Source organism: Mucilaginibacter tolerans (genome assembly GCF_030519375.1).
Lineage (GTDB): Bacteria > Bacteroidota > Bacteroidia > Sphingobacteriales > Sphingobacteriaceae > Mucilaginibacter.
Window position 1 is genome coordinate 21,986 of the sequence record NZ_JAUMKB010000004.1, and the last position, 23,293, is coordinate 45,278.

At 42.7% G+C, this 23,293-nt stretch carries 26 protein-coding genes and 5 tRNA genes; 24 read left to right on the forward strand and 7 right to left on the reverse strand.

The features are described from left to right. Positions 1-3: 3 nt before the first annotated feature. From pstA to phoU, 3 genes are read left to right on the forward strand one after another with little or no spacing between them, the layout of a single operon-like run. Positions 4-849: a phosphate ABC transporter permease PstA gene (gene pstA / locus Q3A68_RS06735; protein ID WP_302900297.1), complete on the forward strand. Its 846-nt coding sequence runs from the start codon at positions 4-6 to the stop codon at positions 847-849. Next, positions 831-1,589, forward strand: a complete 759-nt coding sequence (gene pstB / locus Q3A68_RS06740) for a phosphate ABC transporter ATP-binding protein PstB (RefSeq protein ID WP_302900298.1) — start codon at positions 831-833, stop codon at positions 1,587-1,589. The genes pstA and pstB overlap by 19 nt, the downstream gene beginning before the upstream one ends. Before the next feature lie 34 nt (positions 1,590-1,623). Then, positions 1,624-2,298, forward strand: a complete 675-nt coding sequence (gene phoU, locus Q3A68_RS06745) for a phosphate signaling complex protein PhoU (protein WP_302900299.1) — start codon at positions 1,624-1,626, stop codon at positions 2,296-2,298. Between the two features lie 98 nt (positions 2,299-2,396). Here the strand turns inward: phoU and Q3A68_RS06750 are convergent, their stop codons facing one another. Then, positions 2,397-4,151: a bifunctional lysophospholipid acyltransferase family protein/GNAT family N-acetyltransferase gene (locus Q3A68_RS06750; RefSeq protein WP_302900300.1), complete on the reverse strand. Its 1,755-nt coding sequence runs from the start codon at positions 4,149-4,151 to the stop codon at positions 2,397-2,399. Positions 4,152-4,293: 142 nt separating this feature from the next. Between Q3A68_RS06750 and Q3A68_RS06755 the strand changes: the two genes are divergently transcribed. The 5 genes from Q3A68_RS06755 (at position 4,294) to Q3A68_RS06775 (ending at position 7,762) form a co-directional block, all read left to right on the forward strand. Beyond that, positions 4,294-4,575: a helix-hairpin-helix domain-containing protein gene (locus tag Q3A68_RS06755; RefSeq protein ID WP_302900301.1), complete on the forward strand. Its 282-nt coding sequence runs from the start codon at positions 4,294-4,296 to the stop codon at positions 4,573-4,575. 55 nt (positions 4,576-4,630) lie between these two features. Further along, on the forward strand, positions 4,631-4,885 hold the full coding sequence (locus tag Q3A68_RS06760) for a ComEA family DNA-binding protein (RefSeq protein ID WP_302900302.1): 255 nt from the start codon (positions 4,631-4,633) through the stop codon (positions 4,883-4,885). Next, entirely contained in the window at positions 4,882-5,409 is a 528-nt protein-coding gene (locus tag Q3A68_RS06765) for an adenine phosphoribosyltransferase (protein ID WP_302900303.1), read from the forward strand. Before Q3A68_RS06760 ends, Q3A68_RS06765 begins: the two co-directional genes overlap by 4 nt. 455 nt (positions 5,410-5,864) lie before the next feature. Next, the gene (locus tag Q3A68_RS06770) at positions 5,865-6,563 is read left to right on the forward strand and encodes a twin-arginine translocation signal domain-containing protein (RefSeq protein WP_302900304.1); all 699 of its coding nucleotides are present in this window, start codon (positions 5,865-5,867) and stop codon (positions 6,561-6,563) included. A 218-nt stretch (positions 6,564-6,781) separates the two neighbouring features. Next, positions 6,782-7,762, forward strand: a complete 981-nt coding sequence (locus tag Q3A68_RS06775) for a c-type cytochrome (RefSeq protein ID WP_302900305.1) — start codon at positions 6,782-6,784, stop codon at positions 7,760-7,762. An 82-nt stretch (positions 7,763-7,844) separates the two neighbouring features. Here the strand turns inward: Q3A68_RS06775 and Q3A68_RS06780 are convergent, their stop codons facing one another. The 5 genes from Q3A68_RS06780 to Q3A68_RS06800 all read right to left on the reverse strand — a co-directional run bounded on the left by Q3A68_RS06780 (position 7,845) and on the right by Q3A68_RS06800 (position 13,978). Further along, positions 7,845-8,651, reverse strand: coding sequence for a DUF4249 domain-containing protein (locus Q3A68_RS06780; protein ID WP_302900306.1), 807 nt, complete (start codon positions 8,649-8,651; stop codon positions 7,845-7,847). A 3-nt stretch (positions 8,652-8,654) separates the two neighbouring features. Beyond that, the gene (locus Q3A68_RS06785) at positions 8,655-10,979 is read right to left on the reverse strand and encodes a TonB-dependent receptor (RefSeq protein WP_302900307.1); all 2,325 of its coding nucleotides are present in this window, start codon (positions 10,977-10,979) and stop codon (positions 8,655-8,657) included. 111 nt (positions 10,980-11,090) lie between these two features. Further along, positions 11,091-11,579, reverse strand: a complete 489-nt coding sequence (locus Q3A68_RS06790; protein WP_302900308.1) for a hypothetical protein — start codon at positions 11,577-11,579, stop codon at positions 11,091-11,093. Positions 11,580-11,741: 162 nt separating this feature from the next. Next, on the reverse strand, positions 11,742-12,647 hold the full coding sequence (locus Q3A68_RS06795; RefSeq protein ID WP_302900309.1) for a slipin family protein: 906 nt from the start codon (positions 12,645-12,647) through the stop codon (positions 11,742-11,744). Positions 12,648-12,787: 140 nt separating this feature from the next. Then, positions 12,788-13,978, reverse strand: a complete 1,191-nt coding sequence (locus Q3A68_RS06800; RefSeq protein WP_302900310.1) for an MFS transporter — start codon at positions 13,976-13,978, stop codon at positions 12,788-12,790. A 309-nt stretch (positions 13,979-14,287) separates the two neighbouring features. On the opposite strand from Q3A68_RS06800, the gene Q3A68_RS06805 reads away from it, so the two are divergent. Continuing rightward, positions 14,288-15,460 (forward strand): acyl-CoA dehydrogenase, encoded by a 1,173-nt coding sequence (locus tag Q3A68_RS06805; RefSeq protein ID WP_302900311.1) that lies wholly within the window; start codon positions 14,288-14,290, stop codon positions 15,458-15,460. Positions 15,461-15,476: 16 nt separating this feature from the next. Here Q3A68_RS06805 and Q3A68_RS06810 read toward each other — a convergent pair whose 3' ends face one another. After that, the gene (locus tag Q3A68_RS06810; protein WP_302900312.1) at positions 15,477-16,103 is read right to left on the reverse strand and encodes a hypothetical protein; all 627 of its coding nucleotides are present in this window, start codon (positions 16,101-16,103) and stop codon (positions 15,477-15,479) included. 197 nt (positions 16,104-16,300) lie between these two features. Here Q3A68_RS06810 and rpsU point away from each other — a divergent pair, with 197 nt between their 5' ends. The 15 genes from rpsU (at position 16,301) to rplL (ending at position 23,163) form a co-directional block, all read left to right on the forward strand. Beyond that, on the forward strand, positions 16,301-16,492 hold the full coding sequence (gene rpsU / locus Q3A68_RS06815; RefSeq protein WP_166090118.1) for a 30S ribosomal protein S21: 192 nt from the start codon (positions 16,301-16,303) through the stop codon (positions 16,490-16,492). Between the two features lie 85 nt (positions 16,493-16,577). After that, positions 16,578-17,465, forward strand: a complete 888-nt coding sequence (locus Q3A68_RS06820) for a tyrosine-type recombinase/integrase (protein ID WP_302900313.1) — start codon at positions 16,578-16,580, stop codon at positions 17,463-17,465. A 13-nt stretch (positions 17,466-17,478) separates the two neighbouring features. Then, positions 17,479-17,829, forward strand: a complete 351-nt coding sequence (gene hpf, locus Q3A68_RS06825) for a ribosome hibernation-promoting factor, HPF/YfiA family (protein WP_302900314.1) — start codon at positions 17,479-17,481, stop codon at positions 17,827-17,829. Positions 17,830-18,139: 310 nt separating this feature from the next. Next, positions 18,140-18,212 (forward strand) — tRNA-Thr (locus Q3A68_RS06830). Positions 18,213-18,294: 82 nt separating this feature from the next. Continuing rightward, positions 18,295-18,375: transfer RNA gene (locus Q3A68_RS06835), tRNA-Tyr, on the forward strand. 77 nt (positions 18,376-18,452) lie between these two features. After that, positions 18,453-18,525: transfer RNA gene (locus tag Q3A68_RS06840), tRNA-Gly, on the forward strand. Positions 18,526-18,568: 43 nt separating this feature from the next. Then, positions 18,569-18,640, forward strand: a tRNA-Thr gene (locus Q3A68_RS06845). Between the two features lie 56 nt (positions 18,641-18,696). After that, on the forward strand, positions 18,697-19,884 hold the full coding sequence (gene tuf / locus Q3A68_RS06850; protein ID WP_302900315.1) for an elongation factor Tu: 1,188 nt from the start codon (positions 18,697-18,699) through the stop codon (positions 19,882-19,884). A gap of 121 nt (positions 19,885-20,005) precedes the next feature. Next, positions 20,006-20,076: transfer RNA gene (locus Q3A68_RS06855), tRNA-Trp, on the forward strand. Positions 20,077-20,093: 17 nt separating this feature from the next. Continuing rightward, positions 20,094-20,288: a preprotein translocase subunit SecE gene (gene secE / locus Q3A68_RS06860; RefSeq protein WP_302900316.1), complete on the forward strand. Its 195-nt coding sequence runs from the start codon at positions 20,094-20,096 to the stop codon at positions 20,286-20,288. A gap of 12 nt (positions 20,289-20,300) precedes the next feature. Next, positions 20,301-20,843 (forward strand): transcription termination/antitermination protein NusG, encoded by a 543-nt coding sequence (gene nusG, locus Q3A68_RS06865; protein WP_302900317.1) that lies wholly within the window; start codon positions 20,301-20,303, stop codon positions 20,841-20,843. A 187-nt stretch (positions 20,844-21,030) separates the two neighbouring features. Beyond that, positions 21,031-21,474 (forward strand): 50S ribosomal protein L11, encoded by a 444-nt coding sequence (rplK, locus tag Q3A68_RS06870; RefSeq protein ID WP_302900318.1) that lies wholly within the window; start codon positions 21,031-21,033, stop codon positions 21,472-21,474. 23 nt (positions 21,475-21,497) lie between these two features. Beyond that, positions 21,498-22,196, forward strand: a complete 699-nt coding sequence (gene rplA, locus Q3A68_RS06875) for a 50S ribosomal protein L1 (protein WP_302900319.1) — start codon at positions 21,498-21,500, stop codon at positions 22,194-22,196. Between the two features lie 2 nt (positions 22,197-22,198). Then, positions 22,199-22,717, forward strand: a complete 519-nt coding sequence (gene rplJ / locus Q3A68_RS06880; RefSeq protein ID WP_302900320.1) for a 50S ribosomal protein L10 — start codon at positions 22,199-22,201, stop codon at positions 22,715-22,717. Between the two features lie 59 nt (positions 22,718-22,776). Further along, positions 22,777-23,163, forward strand: a complete 387-nt coding sequence (rplL, locus tag Q3A68_RS06885) for a 50S ribosomal protein L7/L12 (protein ID WP_302900321.1) — start codon at positions 22,777-22,779, stop codon at positions 23,161-23,163. The last annotated feature ends 130 nt before the right edge of the window (positions 23,164-23,293 follow it).

Below are 23,293 nucleotides of genomic sequence, written 5' to 3' on the forward strand. Positions count from 1 at the left end.
GGCATGGAAGCAAAAATAGGATTCAGAAACGTAAAGAGTTTGATCTTTAAGGGGATCATCATTTTTTTTGCCTTTGTTATCACGCTGCCGCTTATCATCATATTACTTTATATTGTAAAGCAGGGGGCATCTCAGGTAAACTGGCATTTCTTAACCCATGTACCTGCACCGGTTGGTGAGAAAGGTGGTGGTATTATTAACGCCCTTGTCGGAAGTGCATTAATGGTGCTGATGTCATCTGTTATAGCTATTCCTATCGGCATGATGGCAGGTATTTATCTGAGCGAGAACCCCCGTACGAGGCTGGCATACTATACTGGTTTGTGTGTGGATATATTACAAGGTGTCCCCTCTATCGTTGTGGGTATCGTTGCTTACTTCTGGCTGGTAAAGCCTTTGGGCACCTTCTCAGCGCTGTCAGGGAGTATTGCATTAGCTATTATGATGCTGCCGATAGTGATCAGGGCAACAGAGCAAACACTACTGATGTTGCCTCCGTCATTAAAAGAAGCTGCATTGTCATTAGGTGTGCCATATCACAGGGTGATCTTAAAGGTGATCGTACCCTGTGGTTTTGCAGGTATTTTATCCGGTATTACGCTGTCAATTGCCCGTGTAATTGGCGAAACTGCGCCATTGTTGTTTACAGCTTTTGGTAGCCCCTTTCTATCGGCCTCAATAAAAAAACCGATGGAAAGTTTGCCTCACTTAATATTTACCTATGCCACAAGCCCGTATGACGACTGGCATGATCTGGCCTGGGGGGCATCGTTCATATTATTAGTATTTGTTTTAACACTAAACATAATCACGAAAGTGATGACAAGAAAATGGAAAGTACAATTGTAAGCGCCGAAAATATCAATGCCTATTATGGCGAGAGTCATGCCATAAAAAACGTCAACATCAAGATCAACAAAAACGAAGTTGTTGCAATGATGGGTCCGTCGGGTTGTGGTAAAACAACCTTTCTGCGTTGCATTAACCGTATGCACGAGCTGATCCCTAACGCAAGGGCCGAAGGGGTAATGAAGCTGGATGGCGAAGACGTTTATAAAATGAACGTAATTTATGTTCGCTACAAGATCGGGATGGTGTTTCAACGCCCTAACCCGTTTCCGAACCTGAGCATTTATGAAAACGTGATCGCCGGTTATTTGCTGAACGGTATCAAGATGTCAAAGGCTGATAAAGATGTTATCGTTGAGAAATCTCTGACCAGCGCAGCACTTTGGAACGAAGTAAAAGACTCCCTGCATAAAAAAGGAACATTCCTTTCGGGTGGTCAGCAGCAGCGGCTGTGTATTGCCCGCGCGATTGCCATGCAGCCTGAAGTGATCCTGTTTGATGAACCAACTTCTGCGCTTGACCCAATTTCGACTTCAAGCGTTGAAAATCTGTTCCACGAACTGAAACAAAACTATACCCTGATCATCGTAACGCACAATATGCAGCAGGCAGCCCGTGTGAGCGACAGAACGGCGTTTTTCTATCTGGGTGAATTGGTTGAGTTTGATGACACCAAGATCATGTTTACCAATCCGAAAGATCAGCGTACACAGAATTACATCACTGGCAGGTTCAGTTAATATTTAATTACTTAATTTTTAGTATTTTAAAGACATGACACAATTAGAAAATGAAATAAGCGCTCTTAAAAAAGAATTAGTGAACATGTGGATCCTGGTTCAGTCGCAGTTGAACAAGGCCCGTGAAGCTATGATAAATTTCGATAAGGACCTTGCCCGCGAAGTATTGGTGAAAGAGAAAAGGGTTAACTCATTCGAACTAAAGATTGACCGCGATTGCGAAAATATATTTGCTTTATACTGCCCCGTGGCTATCGACCTGCGCTTTTTACTGGCAGCACTGAAGATAAACACCAACCTGGAGCGTATCGGTGATATTGCTGCAGGTGTAGCTAAATATGTGATCGACTCAACAGCCGGTTTTGATAAAAAGGTATTGGAAGCCACTGACGTGATACGTATGTATGACGAGGCTATTAATATCGTTATCGATACCCGTACGGCCTTCGAAAATGAAGATACAGCCCTGGCAAGAAGCGTATTTAAGCACGATGAAATGCTGGATGTTATAAACAGAAGCGCCAACACCAATGTAGGCGAGGTGATTAAAGCAGATATCACGATGCTGAATGAGGCATTGTTTATGCTTTCCATTATCCGCAAACTGGAGCGTATAGGAGATCAGTCTAAAAACATTGCTGAAGAGATCATCTTCTACGTGGAAGCTAAGATACTGAAACACTCAGGAGCTTCGAGAGCGAAGGCGTAGTTAGTTGAAAGGGTTGTAATGGTTGTAATAGCTGAAGTGGCTATTGGTTTTGATTAACCTTTACAACCTTTACAACTACTCCAACCAATACAACCAAATCACAAATTCTTCCCCAGCTTCTCCAATATATCCTGTGGTACTTTTTGCAGATCGAGTACTAAGAACCCATCCAGGCAATCGGCAAACTTTGGGTCGATGTTAAAGCAGATGATCTTTGCGTTGAGCGAAATGTACTGACGTAATAACACAGGTACTTTCATACTGCGGGTTTCAACCTCAGATATCATATTATCTAACCCCTTAAAGCTGTCTTCACCTGCCATTAACAAATCAGTATCAATGCTTGAGAAATCCACCCTGAATTTCTTTCTTGGGCGTACATACTGCGCCAGTTCATCGTCAAAGTGATTACGGTTGATATAGTCGACAATAAGTGATTTTGAGAATTTTGAGAAACTGTTGCTGATGCTTACCGGCCCGATTAGGTAACGATAACGTGGATTATCGATCAGGTATTTTAGAATGCCTTTCCATAACAGGAACAATGGCAGTGGCTTTTGCTGGTATTCTTTGCGGATGAATGAACGTCCCAACTCAAGGCTCTTTCTAAGCACCGGCGTAAATTGCTCCTTAATCTTGAACAGCTCGTTGATATAAAAGCCTTTTTTGCCGAAACTGTAAAATATCTCATCTCCCAAACCTATTCTGTAGGCCCCGACGATCAGCTTTGCCTCGGTGTCCCAGATAAACAGGTGATTATAGTAAATATCGTATTCGTCCAAATCGACACTCTTATTAGTGCCTTCGCCTACTTCCCTGAAGGTAAGCTCCCGTAATCTGCCTATCTCGCGGATGATATTCGGTATAGTGGATGTAGGAACAATAAATACTTCATAGTTTTTCTCCACCCAAACCCGGTAGTTTTCGCGCAGAGGTTCTACCTCTTTTTCTAATACAGAAGAAGGTATTTCAGGTGCAATGTCTTCAGCTTCTTTCCGGATCTTGAACAGGTTACGGGGATTGAATATCTTTTTTTCCTCTTCCAGTCCGGTGCCTAAAGCATAAGTACGCGCCCTCAGGAAATTAAGCAGCTTGGTTGGATTATTGGCATCCGGAATGTCTTCCACATTGATCGGTTTGCCTATACGGAGCTTAATAGTATGCCCCTGTTTGTTGAACAACTCTGATGGCAGCTTGGCTGTACGCAAAGCCGGGTGTATCAGGCTCAGCAGGTTGAACAGTAATCCATTATTGCCATGAAAGTAGATAGGCACCACAGGCACTTTTGCCTTAGCGATGATCTTACCCACAACCGGGTGCCACATACGGTCGGTAACCTGTTGTTTGTCTACTTTAAAGGTTGATACCTCACCGGCGGGGAATATGCCGATTGGTGTACCGTTTCCCAGTAACTCAAGTGTATTCTTTAAACCACTTATGCTGGACGAATGGTCGATATTTTCAAAAGGGTTTACGGCCACAAAGTAATCTGCCAGGTTAGGGATCTTTTTAAGCAGGAAGTTGGCCATTACTTTAGCATCAGGCCGAACCATGCACAGCATTTTCAGCAGCACCATGCCTTCAATGCCGCCGTATGGGTGATTGGCAATGGCAATAAAGCTGCCTTCTTTGGGTATATTCTTTAGCTCGCGTTCGTCAAACTCAATGCTTACGCCGCATCCTTCCAGTATAGCGTCCACAAAATCAGGGCCTTGCTTGGGTTGTGCCTGGGCAAACAACTCATTCACCTGATTTATTTTCATCACTTCCATCAGCAGGGCTGCCAGTCCGGGCATCTTCAACTTATCCAGTTTGGTGGCCTTAGCAAACTCTTCGGTGGTTATAATCTTCATTTAGTTTTTTAAAAAGTCCTCTTGGGTTTTTAATCCAATAAATATGCTAAAAATTTCTTTAATTTACAGTTGTATACAGCTAAACCTTAATGAGATCAACCCTAAAAAATTACTTGTCCATCACTAAAAAGAATGGAACGGAATGGTGGTATTGGTTATCTTGATCGCGCTGGTCCTGACTGCACCTTACCTTGTCCAACTGTTCGGCAAAGATACAACAATTAACCCTGCCGATTTTAATAAAGCCATTGCTGTACTCAACCAGTCCCGAAAATCACAAGGAGATGGCCATGAGGCAAATGCTGTACCAACCTATAAAAAAGCAGACCTTAAAGAAGCAATTGAATTAAATACAGCCGATTCTGCCAAACTTACCGAACTGAAAGGCATTGGCCCTTCGTTTGCACATCGTATAGTAAATTAACGTAACCGTTTGGGCGGATTTGTGAGTAAAGAGCAGCTTAAAAGAAGTGTTTGGCATGGATGATGACCGTTACTCCGGATTACAGGCGCAGGTGTCGGTTGATGCTTCTCAGATAAACAAAATTCATATTAACAAAGCTGATTTTGATGGTCTGAAGCACTTTCCTTATCTCAGCTTTAAGCAGATGAACGCCATTATCCAGTTCCGTGCGCAGCATGGGGATTATGTTTCTTTAAATGATATGCGCAACATTGCCATTTTGAATGACGAAATTTTGCGTAAAATTGGGCTTTATATCGATTTTAAATGATAGAGCAGCAGATAAAAGACGCTATTCGCGATATCCCTGATTTCCCGAAACCGGGCATTGTATTTAAGGACATCACCCCGATACTGAAAGACCCTGTGCTTTGCGAAAACATAGTAGATGCCTTCGTTGAAAAGCTGAAAGGTATCCGAATTGATGTGATTGCTGGGGTGGAGAGTCGTGGGTTTTTATTTGGATTGACATTGGCAACCCGCCTGGGTGTGCCTTTTATTCCTGTTCGTAAAGCAGGTAAACTGCCTTATACCATCAAACAAAAAGCCTACAAACTGGAGTATGGCACGGCCATTATCGAAATGCATACCGACGCCTTTAAACCCGGTCAGCACATACTGATACACGACGACCTGCTGGCCACCGGCGGCACCGTAACCGCAGCAAGCGAACTCATTACCGAAATGGGTGGTATTGTTGCTGGTTTTGCTTTTGTGGTTGGCTTAGGATTTCTGAATGGCAAAGAACGTATTCAACCCTGGAGCGATCATATTATTGTACTGGCGGATTACTAAATGCATGTCATTGCTGTAAAGGTTAAATAATTCGGTAACAGAATTATTTAACCTTTACAATTGCCAGGCGCAAGGCGGGTGGTGTGTGCCGCGCAACGAAGCAATCCCAAACTTATACAGGGCGGATAGAACTGTTCAGAACCTGCATAGCCGCTCTGCTAATCGGGGATTGCTTCGTTCCTCGCAAAGACGCGTGATTAGAACTGTCTGATACTGTCTCGCTCTGTCTCGCCTGTCCCGTTGGATGAGTAACAAGACAGGCGAACAGCACCAGACAATTGTTTTTTACTCAGTTATTTTTTTTCATTTTATCCGCTTAAAATCAGTTTGTTATAATTAACTTTAATTAAGGCTTTCTGTCGACCCACCAGAGCCTCATGCTGCGGAATAAGCGTGGAGATGCAATGCATTGCGTCTCTGCAACTCAATAATTAATCACCTAATTTTTTACTGTTATGAAGACCAATTATCAATCTCAGTCAGACCAGCGCCGCAATTTTATTAAACAAGTTGCAACAGGCGCTGCCGTATTAGGTACAGGAATATTAGCTGCACCACTCTCATTAGCCGCCGAAACTGCTCCAGCACCCGGAACGTCGGATGCCGATGAGTGGTTTAAGCAGGTAAAAGGGACTCACAAAATCGTGTTCGATGTAACGGGTCCTAATGGCTTAATGCCTTTTGCCTGGCCACGCGTGTTTACACTTACCAATGCCGCTACCGGTACGCCCGAAAAGGATTGCGGTGTGGTGGTTATCCTGCGTCATAACGCCATCCCGTATGCGCTCAACAACGATCTGTGGGCCAAGTATAAATTCGGCGAGATGTTTAAGATATATGAGGAGGACGGCAAAACGCCAGCTACCAAAAACCCCTTCTGGAAACCTGCTCCCGGCACCTATAAAGTACCCGGAATAGGTCCGGTGCAGATTGGTATCAACGAGTTGCAGGACAGCGGCATTAAATTCTGTGCCTGTGGTATGGCCATTCAGGTGTTCTCGGCAGTTGCGGCTATGCAAGGTAACCAGGATGCCAATGCCGTTAAAAGCGAATGGATAGCAGGCCTGTTGCCAGGCATACCAGCCATGCCATCGGGCGTATGGGCCGTGGGCCGTGCGCAGGAACATGGGTGTGGTTACTGCTTTGCAGGATAAATCAATGTTATTAAATTGAGAAAAATTCCCCCATTTTTGCTTGCAAAACAGAGGGTGGTCGAGCAAAGCAATGACCGGGTGAGTTGACTATGCGAACCGCATTTGCGCAAATGCAATATCGCAAGTTTACTCACCCCGACTACGCTGCGCTGGTCGGCCCTCGCGTCCGTAAACGGAAAAGAGGGTGAAGAAAAACTGTTTTTTATAATCATTCACTTATGTCACGTACCCTAAGTTTAACGCTATTGGTTACTGCTTTTACTATGGTAATAAGCATCGTGGCTTGTGAAAAACATGAAAAGGAAGCTGCGTCGGTAACGGAAATCCAACCACCAAAGCCAAAATGGATCATACCCGATACCAGCGAAATAACCAGTGCTGAAGAGGCTAAACTGATCAAATACGGCAGGTCGTTGATTGTAAATACCTCCTATTATTTCGGGCCGAAGGGTGTAATTGCCCATAAAAGCAATGGGCTGAATTGCCAGAACTGCCACCTGAATGCCGGTACTAAGCTGGATGGCAATAATTTCTCGTTGACAGCCGTAGGTTATCCACGGTTTAAAGAACGGAGCGGTTCTGTAGAAACGATCGTAAAAAAGGTGGAAGATTGTTTTGAGCGCAGCCTGAGCGGCAGCCGCATCGACAGTAACAGCCACGAAATGAGGGCTTTTGTGGCTTATTTAAAGTGGATAGGTAAAAATGTAAAGAAGGGTACCAAACCGGCAGGTTCGGGCATTGAAGAGCTGGCTTTTCTGGATCGCCCGGCGGATACGGCTAAAGGAAGGGCGGTGTATGTATCCAAATGCAAGGTTTGTCATGGTAAAAATGGCCAGGGGATATTGAATGCGCAGGGAACAGCTTATACCTATCCTCCTCTATGGGGTGCGCATAGTTATAATATTGGCGCCAGTATTTACCGGTTATCAAAATTTGCAGGGTTTGTAAAGCACAATATGCCCTACAATGCCGATAAAAGCGCTCAGCTTACTACCGAACAGGCATGGGACGTGGCGGCCTTTGTCAACTCGCAATCCCATCCTTATAAGAATATTGAGGGCGACTTTCCAAAGCTGGCTACCAAACCATACGATTATCCTTTTGGCCCTTATGCCGATAGCTTGTTCAATAAAGATCAGCGCAAGTATGGGCCTTATGGGCCGATAAAGAAGTATTATCCGGGCCTGGCGAAGAAGTAGGTTATTCTCCGTCATTTAAGATGCACTGTCCCGCCTGTCCCACTCTGTCTCATCCTAAAAAAGCCGCGACAGTGGGACAATCCTATTTCGCTACCACGGTAATGCTTTGCGTAGTATGCGCGCTAAAATAGCCTAAAACAGATGGTGCAATATTAGTTGGCGGATTAGATGGTGCCACGGCCCCGCCGGGATTATTGCCCTGCTGCTGCTCCAGCGTGAACCAGTAGGTGTATACCGGGCGGTCGATATTCTGCATCTCTACTCTTACCGTATCACCGGGGAAAATATCTTTTTCGCTCTGTTGCAGATCGAGGGTGACATGCTTGCCGTCAATAAACTGATCGTCAAATGCAAAAATGTAGTTGACTTGCACTTTATTTACGTACATCACAAAGCGGTATTGATTCTTTACTCCAGCCGGATCGTTGAAGTAGACAGTCATCATCCTTTTGTTATCCGTTTTATCAAGGAGGTTGCTCGAAGTCGCTACCGAGTCCATCGCCACATGCTGCGGCATTATAGAGCGGGCATTGTAAGTCTGGCCTCCGGTGTTAACTGTCAAAAAGTAAGTGTGACCTAATACGCCTACGCCTTTATTCACTGAGTATGTACCGGCCGAGTTTTCTACCATATCAAAATAAAGGTTGGCGGTACTATCATAAATAGTAACGTTGGCGCCGGTTACAGGCGGGTAAGTATTGGTGCTGGTAAAAGGTGCATTACGGCTCAGTTTTACGTATTGCGGCCCGGATTCGTCGGTAATATTAGCTTCGATGACCAGTTTGCCGCTATCGTTCCCCAGGTCAAGGCTGATTACCTTTTTGCAGGATAATACCACCATTGCAATCAGCAATAAACCTGAATAATATTTAAGCTTCGTCAGTCTCATACATCAAAATTTAAAGTTCCAGGTTACGGATGGTATCATGGTAGCAAAAATACTGGTCTCCACGGCTTCGGTTGTATTCGGTACGGTTTTGCTGTCGCGGAAAGTAATGGTATACGGGTTGCGGTGCGCATATACATTGTAAATGCCGAATGTCCAACTCGAATGGTACTTTTTATGCTGTTTGCCCTCCAAAGTAGCGCCAATGTCGAGCCGGTTGTTGGATGGCATACGGTAGCCATTACGTTCGGAATAGGAGTAAGTGGTTAACCCGCCGACATTGTATTTACCCGTAGGGTAGGTAACTGCATTGCCGGTGCCATACACAAAATTGGCCGAGAACGTCCAGCGTTTATTATATTGATAGATGCCTACAACAGAAATATCGTGGGTACGGTCTTGCGTTGCAGGGTAATATTGATCGTTATTAATATCAGGGAATTTACGCTCGGTGCGCGAAAGGGTATAACCTATCCATCCGTTAAATCTGCCGTATTTCTTTTTCAGGAAAAGCTCCAGTCCATATGAGCGGCCCGCGCCATAAACCAATTGGGATTCCACGCCCTGGTTCACCAACAATTGTGCGCCGTCTTTATAGTCTATCTGGTTTTGCAGCCATTTATAATATACCTCGGCAGAGAGCTCGTAATTGTTATCCAGGAAGTTTTTGAACCATCCGGTAGAAAGCTGGTCGGCAATTTCGGGTTTAATATTATTGGTGCTCATCACATACAGATCAGTAGGGGTATTACTGGTCGAGTTGGTGAGCAGGTGGATATTCTGTGTATTGCGGTTATAAGAGAATTTAAGCGAGTTGGCATCATCCAAAACATAACTTGCTGAGAAGCGGGGTTCGAGATGGGTATAACTCTTCACCAACTGGCCCGATGTGTAGGTTTTTGAACTGGTGACATTGCCATCAGCATCATAAGTATCAAAAGTGCCCGATCCTAAAAGGAAGATGGTACTGAGGCGTAAGCCATAAAGTAAAGTCAGGTGATTGCTGGCTTTCCATTCATCGCTGATGTAAGCGGCGGTTTCATAACCATAGCGCTCCTCCACATGGATATTATTAAAGCTGGATGATTCCGGTGCTGTAATATCTCCGGGAGCGATGGTATGGTGCAAAAGGTTCACACCAAATTTAACAGTATGGTTATCACCCAAAGTGTAGGAAAGGTCTTCCTTCAGGTTAACATCGGTTATTTTAGACGTCGCTTTAAAGCCTTCGTTATTCAAAAAACTCTCAATTACATAATTATAGTTGCTGTATACGAGCGAGGTATTGGAAAACAACCTGCTATTGAACAAGTGGTTAAAGCGGATGGTGCCTGTAGAGTTCCCCCAGTTAGTACCAAAGGTATTTTTAAGCGACAATACATCCTTACCAAAATACCCCGACAGGTAAATAGCATTCTTGTCATCAAAATGATAATTGGCCTTGGTATTCAGATCATAAAAATAGATAGAGCTGCCGCGGATGGTGGAATCGGATGAGGCTTTCAGAAAGAAATCGATATAAGTACGGCGGGCGCTCACCATAAATGAGCCTTTGTCTTTAACCAGCGGCCCTTCTACCTTAATGCGTGATGAGATCAACCCCAAACCACCCTGAACGGTATAGTTTTGATTGTTACCTTCGTTCATTTTAATATCCAGCACCGATGAAAGCCGTCCGCCATATTCAGCTGGCATACCACCTTTATAAAGGCTCACATCTTTTATCGCATCCGAATTAAAAGTGGAGAAGAAGCCGAAAAAATGCGATGCATTATACACCGTTGCCTCATCCAGCAGGATCAGGTTCTGATCGGCACCACCACCACGTACATAGAAGCCGGTATTACCCTCACCTGATGACTTTACACCAGGCAGTAGGGACAGGGTTTTCAAAATATCCCTTTCGCCAAGCAATACGGGGACCTGGTTTATCTGCGCCATATTCAGCTTCTCGACACCCAATTGCGGCGATGCTATATTATCATTATTAGGCGCATTGGCACGGATCACTACCTCCTTCAGATCGCTTTTTACCTGCAGCGGGATATTTACTTCCTGATTTTGGTGCAGGGAGATTTTCTGCTCTACAGGCTCGTAACCGGTGTAGGTAAATAATAAGATATAATCGCCCTCTGGTGCATAGATGGAATAAAAGCCATAGCTGTTGGTAACCGTGCCGCTCTGTGGTAATTCCTTTATGCGGATGGTAGCGCCTATGAGTTGCTCGCCGGTTGTGCCGTCTTTAATAGTACCGTTAATGGAATATTTCTTTTGGCCGAAGGAGATGAGAGCTATACTAAGAAATAGGAAAAGTAGTAACGTTTTGGCCATTAAGGAAGATTTGTCGCTAAAGTAGCGGTATTACAGATATCATTTATTAAGAAGTTAGATGATAAATGTTAAATATTGTTAAGGCTAAACGGAGATTTATTTTTGGCGGAATTAATTAGTGAAAAGGATCAGATCGACACTTGTGGTGCCACCACTGGAGGGTTCGGTCACTGGTAGTACTTTGTCATAGTCAGTGATTGCACCATCACCATTAATATCCATGTAGATGTCATCGCCGACTTTGGTATTAGGTCCCTGATATGGCGAACTGTTTATTTGCTGCTGGCTGGTGAACTTGCCCTTTACAAGATAAGTAGCATCGGCATTGAAAATGGCTTCCTGGTTAGTGCCGTCATAATACAGGTAGTAAGTTCTGCCCGGAATGACGATATAATCTATTTTCCCGCTAACATCACTGGTGCCTATAGTAGAGCTGATTATGCTACCGGAGGATACGGTAAACAGCTTTACATTAACATTGCTTTGTACGCCTGCGTTCTGTAAATGTACACTTACTTCTATCACAGATGGTTTGCTATCTTTTTTACAAGCGGTGAATAAGAGGACTGGCAGGATGAATAAAGCGGGGTTAAGACGCATAATGGATAAGTTAGATATGCTTGATGGATGGATTGTACGGAGCAAGATAGCAAAAGGTTTGTAAAGAGGAATATTGGACGATGGTAGCTATATGGTGTCCCGCACTGTCCCGCATGTCTTATTCCCACAAAACCGGGACAGCGGGACAGTCCACCCATCCAGCTATTTTTTATCGGTATTCTTTGCTTTATCCTGACCGATGCCCATGGTCAGTGCAGTTAAGCCTGCCATGCTGCCAAGTTGCATAGTATCGATTGCCGAGCTCGGTACAATGACAATAGTCGAATTTTGTTTTAAACCCTCATAAAGCATATTCATCGCCCTTAAATGTAAGGCTACGGGGTTATCTGCGTACGTAAGGGCCGCTTCTCCAAACTTTTCGGCTACCTGTTTTTCAGAGTCTCCCAAAATTACCCGGGCCTGCCGTTCTCTTTCTGCCTGTGCCTGCATTGACATGGCGTTCTCTAATGCACCAGGTATCAAAACATCTTTAATCTCCACCGAATTGACATTGATTCCCCAGGGTTCGGTACGTTCATCAATTATTTTTTGCAGTATGCCGCTGATTTTCTCCCTTCCTTCAAGCATGTCCGATAGCATCGTCTTTCCAATAACATCGCGCAATGCAGTTTGCGAGGCCCAGCTGATTGCACCAATATAATCTGCAACTTCCAGGGCAGCCTTTTTAGCATCAAGCACTTTCCAGAAAAGTACGGCATCCACATCAACAGGTACGGTATCTTTGGTAAGCGTTTTTTCGGCCTTAAACGATGTCGTAATCACGCGGGTATCGATCCAGTAGGGTATGGTATCCAGAATAGGGATAATGAAAAAAAGTCCGGGTCCACTGAGCGATTGAAAACGGCCCAGGCGCAATACAACGGCCTTCTCCCAGGGATTGGCTATCTTAATAGAGATAGAAATTAGTAAAGCAATCAAAAAAGTGCTAATGGTAATAATGACGCTTAACGCAACATTAGAAGCGTCATACGCAGCTCTGGCCCATACAATACCAATGCCCAGTATTATTAAGAATATGATTATTGGGAACGAATTTTGATTTTTCATATCAAACCACCTCCTAACTGGTTGATATATTGTATAATACAAGGTAATCAAATTGCGCCCCTTATTGGTAATGGCAATCACATATTTTTGTGAGTCGACTGAGTAGATTATGCGATTGACATGTTAATAATATCGACGCTTCACCCGGCCCGATGATATTTATTGGGGATAAGGATTAGTAAAAACATCGCTCCAGCGAAAGCGCATAATGCGCCCAATATAAATACAGACGCATGGCTGACATTATCCCATAATTGCCCGGCTATTATACTTGAGAATAATCCTGATAAGCCAACGGTGGTGGTGTACCAGCCTATGCCGCTTGCCTGTAAGTGTGCCGGAATAAAATCAGCAGCAAGCGACTTTCCCGCTGCCCTGAATATTCCTTGGAAGAGGCCGTAAAAAATGAAGAGCATACCTATAAGTACAACACCTGAAATAACGGCAAATCCGGTATAAGAGACCATAAAAATAATGAACCCGGCTAACAGAACAGGTTTTCTTCCGAATTTGTCAGAAAGCGCCCCGGCAGGATACGAGATCAGTGCCGCTACAAGATTGAACCCGGCATACACCAGTACAGTGGCTACCAATGAAAGTCCCTTATGCTTCATTTGCAGAATAAGAAAGGCATTACTTGAATTGCCGATTCCAAACAAAGCGGTTACGATAAGATATTTCCAATACATTTTAGGGAATTGCCGGATATGCAGGTCGATCGCTGCCTTAGCTTTGACTTTTTTTCGCCCTTCCTTTACGAGTGCCATCATCAAAACCGATAACAAGCCGGGAATTACCGCCAGATAAAAAATCGGCCCTATATTAAAGTGCAGCATAAAGAACAGTAACACGGTGATTAGCGGCCCCAAAAAAGCCCCCAGGTTATCGCCGAAACTTTCTAACCCAAAGGCTTTTCCCTTATCTTTTTCAGCAACGGATGCTGCAATGAGCGCATCACGCGGAGCGGAGCGGGTACCTGCACCCAAACGGTCCGAGAAGCGTCCGGCTAAAACCCCATACCAATTGCTGGCTAAACCAATTAATGGCTTTGACAGTGCCGACAGAAGCGTACCGATAAGAGCTATAGATTTTCTTTTTTGCAATTTGTCTGATAAATACCCTGAAAAGCCCTGGATAATATTTTGAGTTGCCTGTGCAATGCCATCGATAAGCCCTATTATACTTCCATTTACTATCATAACCTGCGTAAGGTAAATGGGCAATATCGGGGTAAGCATCTCGGTAGAAATATCTCCAAAAAGCGAGCTGCATGCGAGCAGAATGGTATTGGAGCTCAAGCCCGAGAAATATTTCTTTTTTATTGACGCCATGTTTGCTCAGTTTTGACAGATTTAAAATTAAAGCTAATTATTAAAAAGAAACGGTTTTTATCTGTTATCTGTCTCGCTGTGTCCCCCACTGTCTGGCCTGTCTCACTATTTTAAAACCGGGACAGTGGGACAGTTGACTCACCCGGTCATTGCTTCGCTCGACCACCCTCTTTACCGTCAGCGGTAAAGAGGGGCAAGGGGTGAAGCGACTATACGAGCGATTCACATCCGCTAGGACAGTATTTGTTTTTGCTATGCATGCATAGTAAATGTTTTTGCTTAAATTGCGGCATAATACTATATTTATATATGGACAGCACCTATAAAACTGATACAGGCATTGATTTTTCCGTTTCTGAGAACCAGCAGATGGTGGGACAAATGGCAAAGGATTTTGCTGAGAAACATATTAGACCGCATGTAATGGAGTGGGATGAGGAGCAGCGTTTTCCACGCGAGCTATTTAATAAATTAGGCGAACTGGGTATGCTCAGTGTATTTGTTCCCGAAGAATATGGCGGTTCGGGCTTTGGTTATTTCGAATACGTGACAGTTATACAGGAGATTGCCAAAGTATGCGGTTCCATAGGTTTATCTGTGGCTGCACATAATTCACTTTGTACAGGGCATATCCTCAACTTTGGCAACGAGGAACAAAAGCAAAAATGGCTGCCCAAACTGGCTACTGGCCAATGGCTGGGTGCATGGGGACTCACTGAAGCCAATACCGGGTCAGATGCCATGCGAATGACTACAACGGCGGTGTTGGATGGTGACCATTACGTTATTAATGGTGCAAAAAACTGGATTACGCATGGTAAATCAAGCAGTGTGGCAGTAGTGATGGCGAGAACAGGAGAAATTGGAAGTTCAAAAGGTATATCTGCTTTTGTGGTGGAGCGCGGTACACCCGGCTTTAATGCAGGCAAAAAGGAAAACAAGCTGGGCATGCGCGCATCGGAAACTACAGAGATGATATTTGATAACTGCCGCATTCCTAAAGAAAACCTTTTAGGAAATGAGGGTGAAGGCTTTAAACAGGCCATGAAAGTATTGGATGGCGGACGTATATCTATCGCTGCTTTATCACTAGGTATAGCTAAAGGAGCTTTTGATGCAGCAGTGGCTTATTCAAAGGAACGGCATCAATTTGGCCAGCCGATCAGCAATTTCCAGGGGATATCATTCAAACTGGCGGATATGGCCACACAAATAGAAGCTGCCGAAATGCTGATAATGCAGGCGGCAGACTTGAAGAACCGTCACCAACCCGTGACCAAACAAGCCGCCATGGCAAAATACTATGCATCGGAAATTGCTGTTAAAGTGGCTACAGAAGCTGTGCAGATATTCGGAGGCTACGGCTATACCAAGGATTTCCCGGTAGAAAAATATTACCGAGATGCCAAATTATGCACCATAGGCGAGGGAACTTCCGAGATACAGAAGATTGTGATTGCGAGAGAAGCGTTGAGGGGGTAGGGTTGATTGGGTCGGATCATGGTTCACTCGTATAATTAACTCCTTTAATTTCTTTGCAAGAACCTTGCGCTAAAAATTTAAGTGTTGATTTTAATTTTTCTGTGCCCTTTAATAGAGTATCCACTTCTGATCCGGTGTTTAGATTTACAAGAAATGTTGAACTTTCCCATGTTTTATCGGTCATTAATTCTTGCTGATACCAAACGACCCCTTTAATGCCGGGTAAAACGTGACCATAAAAAGCCCTGGCTTTGTAAAGCACGGTATCGCTTTCAAAATCTTTTTCAGTTCCGGGATATTGAAACCTGTTTTTGCCGTTGTCCATATTTAAGCGGCCATTTGATGGTGAATGGATGTAAATAGAAATAATTTCGTCACACTCATTACAATCACGGCCAGAGAAAATTAGAAATGGGGCTTTGTTCCCATTGGTTAAACTCCCGATGTATTTTACATCAAAAAGCCCTGTGTTGAACTTTTGACCATTCGTAAATTTCAGAATAGAACCAGAAACATTATCTAAAAGCCAGCTAGTCTGTAATTTATTGGACTTTGTATTTTTGACAACTGTTCCTTCTTTATTTGAATTACGGCAAGATATTAATAGAACAAATCCAGCTAATATTATAAATATAAATCTCATTGTTTATTTAAGGATAGGGTTTTTTCGCCTAAATTAAACAAAGATTCAGATTTCCCAATTCTAACAGAACAACAATTAAAATACCTAATCAACTCAATCAACCGCTTAATCCAACGAACTAAATCAACAAACCATTTTAATATTAAAAACCAAATACTTACCTTTGTCGTCCCATGAAAGGAGGTATATAAGGGAATATGATCATTATCAATGTTAAAGAAGGCGAATCATTAGATAAAGCGCTTAAACGTTTTAAGAAGAAATTTGAAAAGACCGGTGTTTTAAGAGAACTTCGTAGTCGCCAGGCTTTCGAAAAGAAATCTGTTACCCGCAGGCACGTTGTTAAACATGCTATATACAAACAAGGTATGAACCAGGAAACTGTGTAATTCTGTTTAAAAGAATTTTCAGTTTTTTTGAATATATATTAAAACTATTTGTACATTCAATTCCACGTGTGTACAGATAGTTTTTATGTTTTTAGAGCGGTTTATACAATATATTCAATTTGAAAAACGGTATTCTCCGCATACAGTCTCCGCTTACCAGTCAGACCTCGATCAATTTTTTAAATTCCTCAACGAGCCTGAGCCAACTGTAGATCATCCTGCCCAAATTACCTATCAGCATATCCGTAGCTGGATGGTGCACTTGATGAGTGAGATGACCGCAAGGTCCGTCAACCGTAAAATAGCTACACTCCGGAAATATTTTAAATTCCTGCTTCGCGAGGGTTTGATCACCGATAACCCCACGTCTAAAATTCAGTCTCCCAAAAATGTAAAGCACCTGCCTGTAGTGGTTGAGGATGAAAAGCTCAATGCCATGCTGAACAGCAATGACGTATTTGGTGACGACTTTGAAGGAACCCGTGATAAACTGGTGCTCGAAATACTATTTGGTACCGGTATCCGCCTTGCCGAACTGGTAGGTTTAAAAGAACAGGACATCAATACTTACGACGGAACCATTAAGGTATTAGGTAAGCGTAATAAGGAACGTATTGTCCCTGTTAACCACGAATTGAAGCTGCTGATAGAGCAGTATATCGACTTAAAGAAAAGTCAAAATTTTCATAACAATTCCGTAACTTTAATCGTTACAAACAAAGGATCGGATGCGTATCCAAAGTTTATCTATTTAATAGTGCATAAATACCTCTCATATATATCAACCCAGAATAAAAGAAGTCCGCACGTGCTGAGGCACACATTTGCAACGAGCCTGCTAAACCGGGGAGCCGATTTAAATGCTATAAAAGAGCTCCTGGGCCATGCAAACCTCAGCGCCACCCAGGTTTACACACACAACTCAGTGGAGCGATTAAAATCTATTTACAAACAAGCCCATCCAAAGGCATAACCAAGGAGGAAAAATGAAAATTACAGTGCAGTCTATCCGTTTTGATGCAGACAAGAAATTGTTAGATTTTATTCAGAAGAAGGCCAACAAGTTAGATCAGTTTTTTGACAGGATCATTAGTGGCGAAGTTTATTTAAGATTAGAAAAAACAGAAGATGTAGCAAATAAAATAACGGAGATAAAACTGACGTTACCGGGCACGCAGTTATTCGCAAAAGAGCAGTGTAAGTCATTTGAAGAAGGCACAGACCTGGCGGTTGAATGCCTCAGAAAGCAAATAGAAAAACATAAACAAAAAAAATCAATAGCAGCCGATGTGGCAAAAAAAGCTGTTTTACAAGCCTCCGAAGGGGAATATGATTGAAACTCAGCGTTAAAAAAATGCAGAGATCGGCGGGTTTTAAGCCCGCCGATTTTTTTTTGTAAAATTATTTTGTCAGGGTTTAAAAATGTGTAAATTTGCAATCCCTTTCGGAGAGGTGTGCATCGCGCAAAATCTTAATGAAAAGGGTGGTTCTTTAAAATAGAAAAATTGAAGTCTTTAATTTAAGCAGGTGGCTTTCAGTAATATTCGAAAGTTTACTGCAAGAATTAAGACTATACATCACTTTAACTCAGCTGACGGATCCTTGGAAATAGCAACATGCCGTGGGCGGAAAAAGTAGATAATAAAAGCCTCCTTAGCTCAGCTGGTAGAGCAACTGACTTGTAATCAGTAGGTCATTGGTTCGATCCCGATAGGAGGCTCTGTTTGTTTTAGAATTACGATTTTAGATTTACGATTAATAAGCAGTCGTAAATCGTAGTTCAAAAATCTAAAATCAACAATGGGGAGATACCAGAGCGGTCAAATGGGACGGACTGTAAATCCGTTGCTTCGGCTACGAAGGTTCGAATCCTTCTCTCCCCACAATTAAATTCTAAAGTTCAAATTCTAAATTCTAAAATTAATTAGGGTTTAGGATTTGGAATTTAGAGTTTATTAATGCGGAAGTAGCTCAGTTGGTAGAGCGATAGCCTTCCAAGCTATAGGTCGCGAGTTCGAACCTCGTCTTCCGCTCTGTTAAACAGTGAATAGTATAATAACTATAAACTGTATATAAGCCGACGTAGCTCAGGGGTAGAGCACTTCCTTGGTAAGGAAGAGGTCATGGGTTCAAATCCCATTGTTGGCTCGGCGTTTAAAAACGACAATTAAAAATAAAATTAACCTACAAAAAGTTTATAAATCATGGCAAAAGAAAAATTTGACCGCAGTAAACCGCACTTAAACATCGGTACAATCGGTCACGTTGACCACGGTAAAACAACCCTTACCGCAGCTATTACAAAGGTATTGGCTGATAAAGGTTTATCTGAGGCTCGTTCTTTCGATTCAATCGACTCAGCTCCTGAAGAAAAAGAGCGTGGTATCACTATCAACACTGCGCACGTTGAGTATTCAACTGCAAATCGTCACTATGCTCACGTTGACTGCCCGGGACACGCTGACTATGTAAAGAACATGGTTACTGGTGCTGCTCAGATGGACGGTGCGATTATAGTGGTTGCTGCTACTGATGGTCCTATGCCTCAAACCCGTGAACACATCCTGTTAGCTCGTCAGGTAGGTGTACCTGCGCTTGTTGTTTTCATGAACAAAGTTGACATGGTTGATGATCCGGAACTGTTAGAATTAGTTGAAATGGAAGTTCGTGAATTATTATCATTCTACGAATTCCCTGGAGATGATATCCCTGTAATCCAAGGTTCAGCTTTAGGTGGCTTGAACGGTGACCCTAAATGGGTTGAAAAGATCATGGAGTTGATGGACGCTGTAGATAGCTACATTCCAATCCCTCCACGTCTGACCGATCTTCCATTCCTGATGCCGGTTGAAGACGTATTCTCAATCACTGGTCGTGGTACTGTTGCTACTGGCCGTATCGAGCGTGGTGTAATCAACTCTGGTGATGCTGTAGACATCCTGGGTATGGGTGCTGAAAACTTGAAATCAACTGTAACCGGTGTTGAAATGTTCCGCAAGATCCTCGATCGCGGTGAAGCTGGTGACAACGTAGGTTTATTGTTACGTGGTATTGAAAAAACCGATATCCGTCGTGGTATGGTTATCTGTAAACCAGGTTCAGTAACTCCTCACACCGATTTTAAAGCAGAAGTTTACGTATTATCAAAAGCAGAAGGTGGCCGTCACACTCCATTCTTCAATAAATACCGTCCTCAATTCTATTTCCGTACTACTGACGTGACAGGCGAAATCGCTTTGGAACCGGGAGTGGAAATGGTTATGCCTGGTGATAACGTTACCATCACTGTAAAGCTGATCAACGCTATCGCAATGGAAAAAGGCTTACGTTTCGCTATCCGTGAAGGTGGTCGTACCGTAGGTGCAGGTCAGGTAACTGAAATCTTAAAATAATCTACCCTGACATCCGCCTCAGGCGGAACACAAGGAATAGGTTAATTTCTTTCAAAGTACTTAGCCAAATTTGGCTAAGTACTTTGTTCACTAATAAAGGGGAAATAAAAAATAAGTATACACGGGAATAGTTCAATGGTAGAATAGAGGTCTCCAAAACCTTTGATCAGGGTTCGAATCCTTGTTCCCGTGCGTAATAAGTAACAAAAATGGCTGCAATAACAGAGTATATCAAAGAGTCTTATATAGAGCTAACCGAGAAGGTTACCTGGCCTACCTGGCGCGAGCTTTCAAACAGCGCTATTGTAGTATTGGTAGCTGCTATCATTATTGCCCTGGTTATATTTGGTATGGACCAAGTCATCCATTTTATACTGGACAAGCTTTATACATCACTAGCCTAATTTGTATACGAAATGAGTGAACAATTGAAATGGTATGTGGTAAGGGCCATCAGCGGTAAGGAAAAAAAGGTTAAACAATATATTGATGCCGAAATTAATCGTTTGGGCATATCGCATTTAGTTCCGCAGGTATTAATACCTACTGAAAAGTACTACCAGATGCGCGACGGCAAGAAAATTGCAAAAGAACGCAATATCCTTCCGGGTTATGTGCTGATGGAAGCGGCCCTTGATGGTGAGCTGGAGCATATTATAAAGAATATCAATAGTGTGATCGGTTTCTTAGGCGATAAGGCCGGCAACGCTATTCCTATGCGTCCGTCTGAAGTGAGCCGGATTTTGGGCAAGGTTGACGAGATGACCGCACAGGGTGAAACGATGACCGTTCCATATTATGTAGGCGAAAGCGTGAAAGTAATGGACGGTCCGTTCAATGGTTTCAGCGGTGTGATAGAAGAAGTGAACGAGGAAAAGAAAAAATTAAAAGTAATGGTAAAGATATTCGGGCGCCGTACGCCGCTTGAATTGAATTACATGCAGGTAGAGAAAGAATAGATTTGAGATATGAGATTTTTAGATGTAAGACATCTGAAAGTCAAAATAGATCAAAGCAAACAATATAAATGGTTTGAATAAGTTAAATGAGGCGCAAATCTCATATCTCACATCTCAAATCTGATAAAAATCTTAAATGTTACATAGCTTCCACTTATAACATTGAGTACTAACAAAAATTAATAAAATGGCAAAAGAAATCGGTGCTATGGTTAAACTTCAGGTGAAGGGCGGCGCTGCAAATCCATCGCCTCCAATTGGACCTGCTTTAGGTGCAAAAGGGGTGAACATTATGGAATTTTGCAAGCAGTTCAATGCACGTACCCAGGACAAACCTGGTAAAGTGTTACCTGTAGTGATCACTGTGTATGTCGACAAGTCATTTGATTTTATCATCAAAACCCCTCCTGTAGCAATCCAGTTAATGGAAGCCTCAGGTATCAAAAGTGGGTCGGCTGAGCCAAACCGTAAAAAGGTTGCCAGTGTAAACTGGAACCAGGTTGAGGCGATAGCTAAAGATAAAATGCCTGACTTGAATGCGTTTACAGTAGAATCAGCCATGAAAATGGTGGCAGGTACTGCCAGAAGTATGGGAATTACCGTTACCGGTACAGCTCCCTGGAACAATTAATTTATACAAATCAGTTTAAGACAGTGGCAAGATTAACAAAAAATCAAAAAGCGGCACAGTCCAAAATTGAGGCTAACAAAGCGTATTCATTACAGGATGCGTCATCTTTGGTAAAGGAAATTAACTATACCAAGTTTGATTCATCAGTAGATATTGATGTTCGTTTAGGTGTTGACCCGCGTAAAGCCAATCAAATGGTGCGTGGTATAGCAACCTTACCTCATGGAACCGGCAAAACTGTACGTGTACTGGTACTTTGTACTCCTGACAAAGAGCAGGAAGCAAAAGACGCAGGCGCAGATTTTGTAGGTTTGGATGACTACATTGCCAAGATTGAAGGTGGATGGACTGATGTTGATATTATCATTACTATGCCAAGTGTTATGGCAAAGGTTGGACGTTTGGGCCGTATTTTAGGTCCGCGTAACCTGATGCCAAACCCTAAATCAGGAACTGTAACTACCGAAGTTGGTAAGGCAGTTACTGAGGTAAAAGGTGGTAAGATCGACTTCAAGGTTGACAAAACCGGTATCATTCATGCTTCAATAGGAAAAGTATCTTTCCCTGCTGATAAAATTTATGAGAATGCTTTAGAAGTATTGCAGACTATCTCGAAATTAAAACCATCAGCAGCTAAAGGAACATATTTCAAGAGTATCCATCTCTCTTCAACTATGTCGCCCGGAATCGAAATTGAAACTAAAACAGTAGCGGGGATCTAATCATGAATAAAGAAGAAAAACACGAGCTTGTTCTTGCCCTCACTGAACAGATGAAAGAGTACGGTAATTTTTACATCACTGATACTTCTAATCTGACGGTTGCAAAAGTAAACGATATCCGTCGTAAATTTTTCGAAAGCGACATCACCATGCAGGTTGCTAAAAATAGCTTGATTAAAAAAGCTATGGAAGCAGTTGGCGGTGATTTCAGCCCGATGTACGAAGCTTTAAAAGGTTCATCATCAATTCTTTTCTCAAAATCAGCAACTGCTCCGGCAAAGTTGATCAAACAATTGAGAAGGACAGGTGACAAGCCAATTTTAAAAGCAGCTTATATCGATTCGTCTGTATTTATCGGCGACAAACAGTTGGATACCCTGATCAACCTGAAATCTAAAGAACAGTTGATCGGCGAGATTATCGGATTGCTGCAATCACCAGCTAAAAATGTTATTTCTGGTCTGCAATCAGGCGGAAATAAACTGGCAGGAATTGTTAAAACATTACAGGAAAGAGGTTAACGGGCGCCCAAAAGTTCCGCATTAAACAACAAAGTATTTAAAGAAAAAGTAAAAATAAAATGGCAGATTTAAAATCATTTGCTGAACAGTTAGTAAACTTAACAGTAAAAGAAGTTAACGAATTAGCTCAGATATTGAAAGATGAGTACGGCATTGAGCCTGCTGCTGCAGCTGTTGCTGTAGCTGCTCCAGCTGCTGGTGGTGGCGATGCTGCTCCTGCTGCTGAAGCTGTTCAAACTGCATTCGACGTTATTCTGAAAGAAGCTGGCGGTCAGAAATTAGCAGTTGTTAAATTGGTTAAAGATCTAACCGGCCTTGGTTTGAAAGAAGCTAAAGATCTTGTTGACGGTGCACCTAAAGAAGTAAAAACTGGTGTATCTAAAGAAGAAGCTGAATCTCTGAAAAAACAATTAGAAGAAGCTGGAGCTGTTGTTGAAGTTAAATAACTTCAACCGGCATAATTAACATAAGACTCCGACCTGTTTTGGTCGGGGTCTATTGTCGTTTATAACATTCTCATTTTTGTTTGAAGTTCAGGTAAAACTTTAATCAAACAGTTCAAGTTTATTAATAAAC

Bases quoted from the DNA above. Each gene is read 5' to 3' on its own strand.
- pstA (WP_302900297.1), top strand. From the start codon at position 4: ATGGAAGCAAAAATAGGATTCAGAAACGTAAAGAGTTTGATCTTTAAG.
- pstB (WP_302900298.1), top strand. From the start codon at position 831: ATGGAAAGTACAATTGTAAGCGCCGAAAATATCAATGCCTATTATGGC.
- phoU (WP_302900299.1), top strand. From the start codon at position 1,624: ATGACACAATTAGAAAATGAAATAAGCGCTCTTAAAAAAGAATTAGTG.
- Q3A68_RS06750 (WP_302900300.1), bottom strand. From the start codon at position 4,151: ATGAAGATTATAACCACCGAAGAGTTTGCTAAGGCCACCAAACTGGAT.
- Q3A68_RS06755 (WP_302900301.1), top strand. From the start codon at position 4,294: ATGGTGGTATTGGTTATCTTGATCGCGCTGGTCCTGACTGCACCTTAC.
- Q3A68_RS06760 (WP_302900302.1), top strand. From the start codon at position 4,631: ATGGATGATGACCGTTACTCCGGATTACAGGCGCAGGTGTCGGTTGAT.
- Q3A68_RS06765 (WP_302900303.1), top strand. From the start codon at position 4,882: ATGATAGAGCAGCAGATAAAAGACGCTATTCGCGATATCCCTGATTTC.
- Q3A68_RS06770 (WP_302900304.1), top strand. From the start codon at position 5,865: ATGAAGACCAATTATCAATCTCAGTCAGACCAGCGCCGCAATTTTATT.
- Q3A68_RS06775 (WP_302900305.1), top strand. From the start codon at position 6,782: ATGTCACGTACCCTAAGTTTAACGCTATTGGTTACTGCTTTTACTATG.
- Q3A68_RS06780 (WP_302900306.1), bottom strand. From the start codon at position 8,651: ATGAGACTGACGAAGCTTAAATATTATTCAGGTTTATTGCTGATTGCA.
- Q3A68_RS06785 (WP_302900307.1), bottom strand. From the start codon at position 10,979: ATGGCCAAAACGTTACTACTTTTCCTATTTCTTAGTATAGCTCTCATC.
- Q3A68_RS06790 (WP_302900308.1), bottom strand. From the start codon at position 11,579: ATGCGTCTTAACCCCGCTTTATTCATCCTGCCAGTCCTCTTATTCACC.
- Q3A68_RS06795 (WP_302900309.1), bottom strand. From the start codon at position 12,647: ATGAAAAATCAAAATTCGTTCCCAATAATCATATTCTTAATAATACTG.
- Q3A68_RS06800 (WP_302900310.1), bottom strand. From the start codon at position 13,978: ATGGCGTCAATAAAAAAGAAATATTTCTCGGGCTTGAGCTCCAATACC.
- Q3A68_RS06805 (WP_302900311.1), top strand. From the start codon at position 14,288: ATGGACAGCACCTATAAAACTGATACAGGCATTGATTTTTCCGTTTCT.
- Q3A68_RS06810 (WP_302900312.1), bottom strand. From the start codon at position 16,103: ATGAGATTTATATTTATAATATTAGCTGGATTTGTTCTATTAATATCT.
- rpsU (WP_166090118.1), top strand. From the start codon at position 16,301: ATGATCATTATCAATGTTAAAGAAGGCGAATCATTAGATAAAGCGCTT.
- Q3A68_RS06820 (WP_302900313.1), top strand. From the start codon at position 16,578: ATGTTTTTAGAGCGGTTTATACAATATATTCAATTTGAAAAACGGTAT.
- hpf (WP_302900314.1), top strand. From the start codon at position 17,479: ATGAAAATTACAGTGCAGTCTATCCGTTTTGATGCAGACAAGAAATTG.
- tuf (WP_302900315.1), top strand. From the start codon at position 18,697: ATGGCAAAAGAAAAATTTGACCGCAGTAAACCGCACTTAAACATCGGT.
- secE (WP_302900316.1), top strand. From the start codon at position 20,094: ATGGCTGCAATAACAGAGTATATCAAAGAGTCTTATATAGAGCTAACC.
- nusG (WP_302900317.1), top strand. From the start codon at position 20,301: ATGAGTGAACAATTGAAATGGTATGTGGTAAGGGCCATCAGCGGTAAG.
- rplK (WP_302900318.1), top strand. From the start codon at position 21,031: ATGGCAAAAGAAATCGGTGCTATGGTTAAACTTCAGGTGAAGGGCGGC.
- rplJ (WP_302900320.1), top strand. From the start codon at position 22,199: ATGAATAAAGAAGAAAAACACGAGCTTGTTCTTGCCCTCACTGAACAG.
- rplL (WP_302900321.1), top strand. From the start codon at position 22,777: ATGGCAGATTTAAAATCATTTGCTGAACAGTTAGTAAACTTAACAGTA.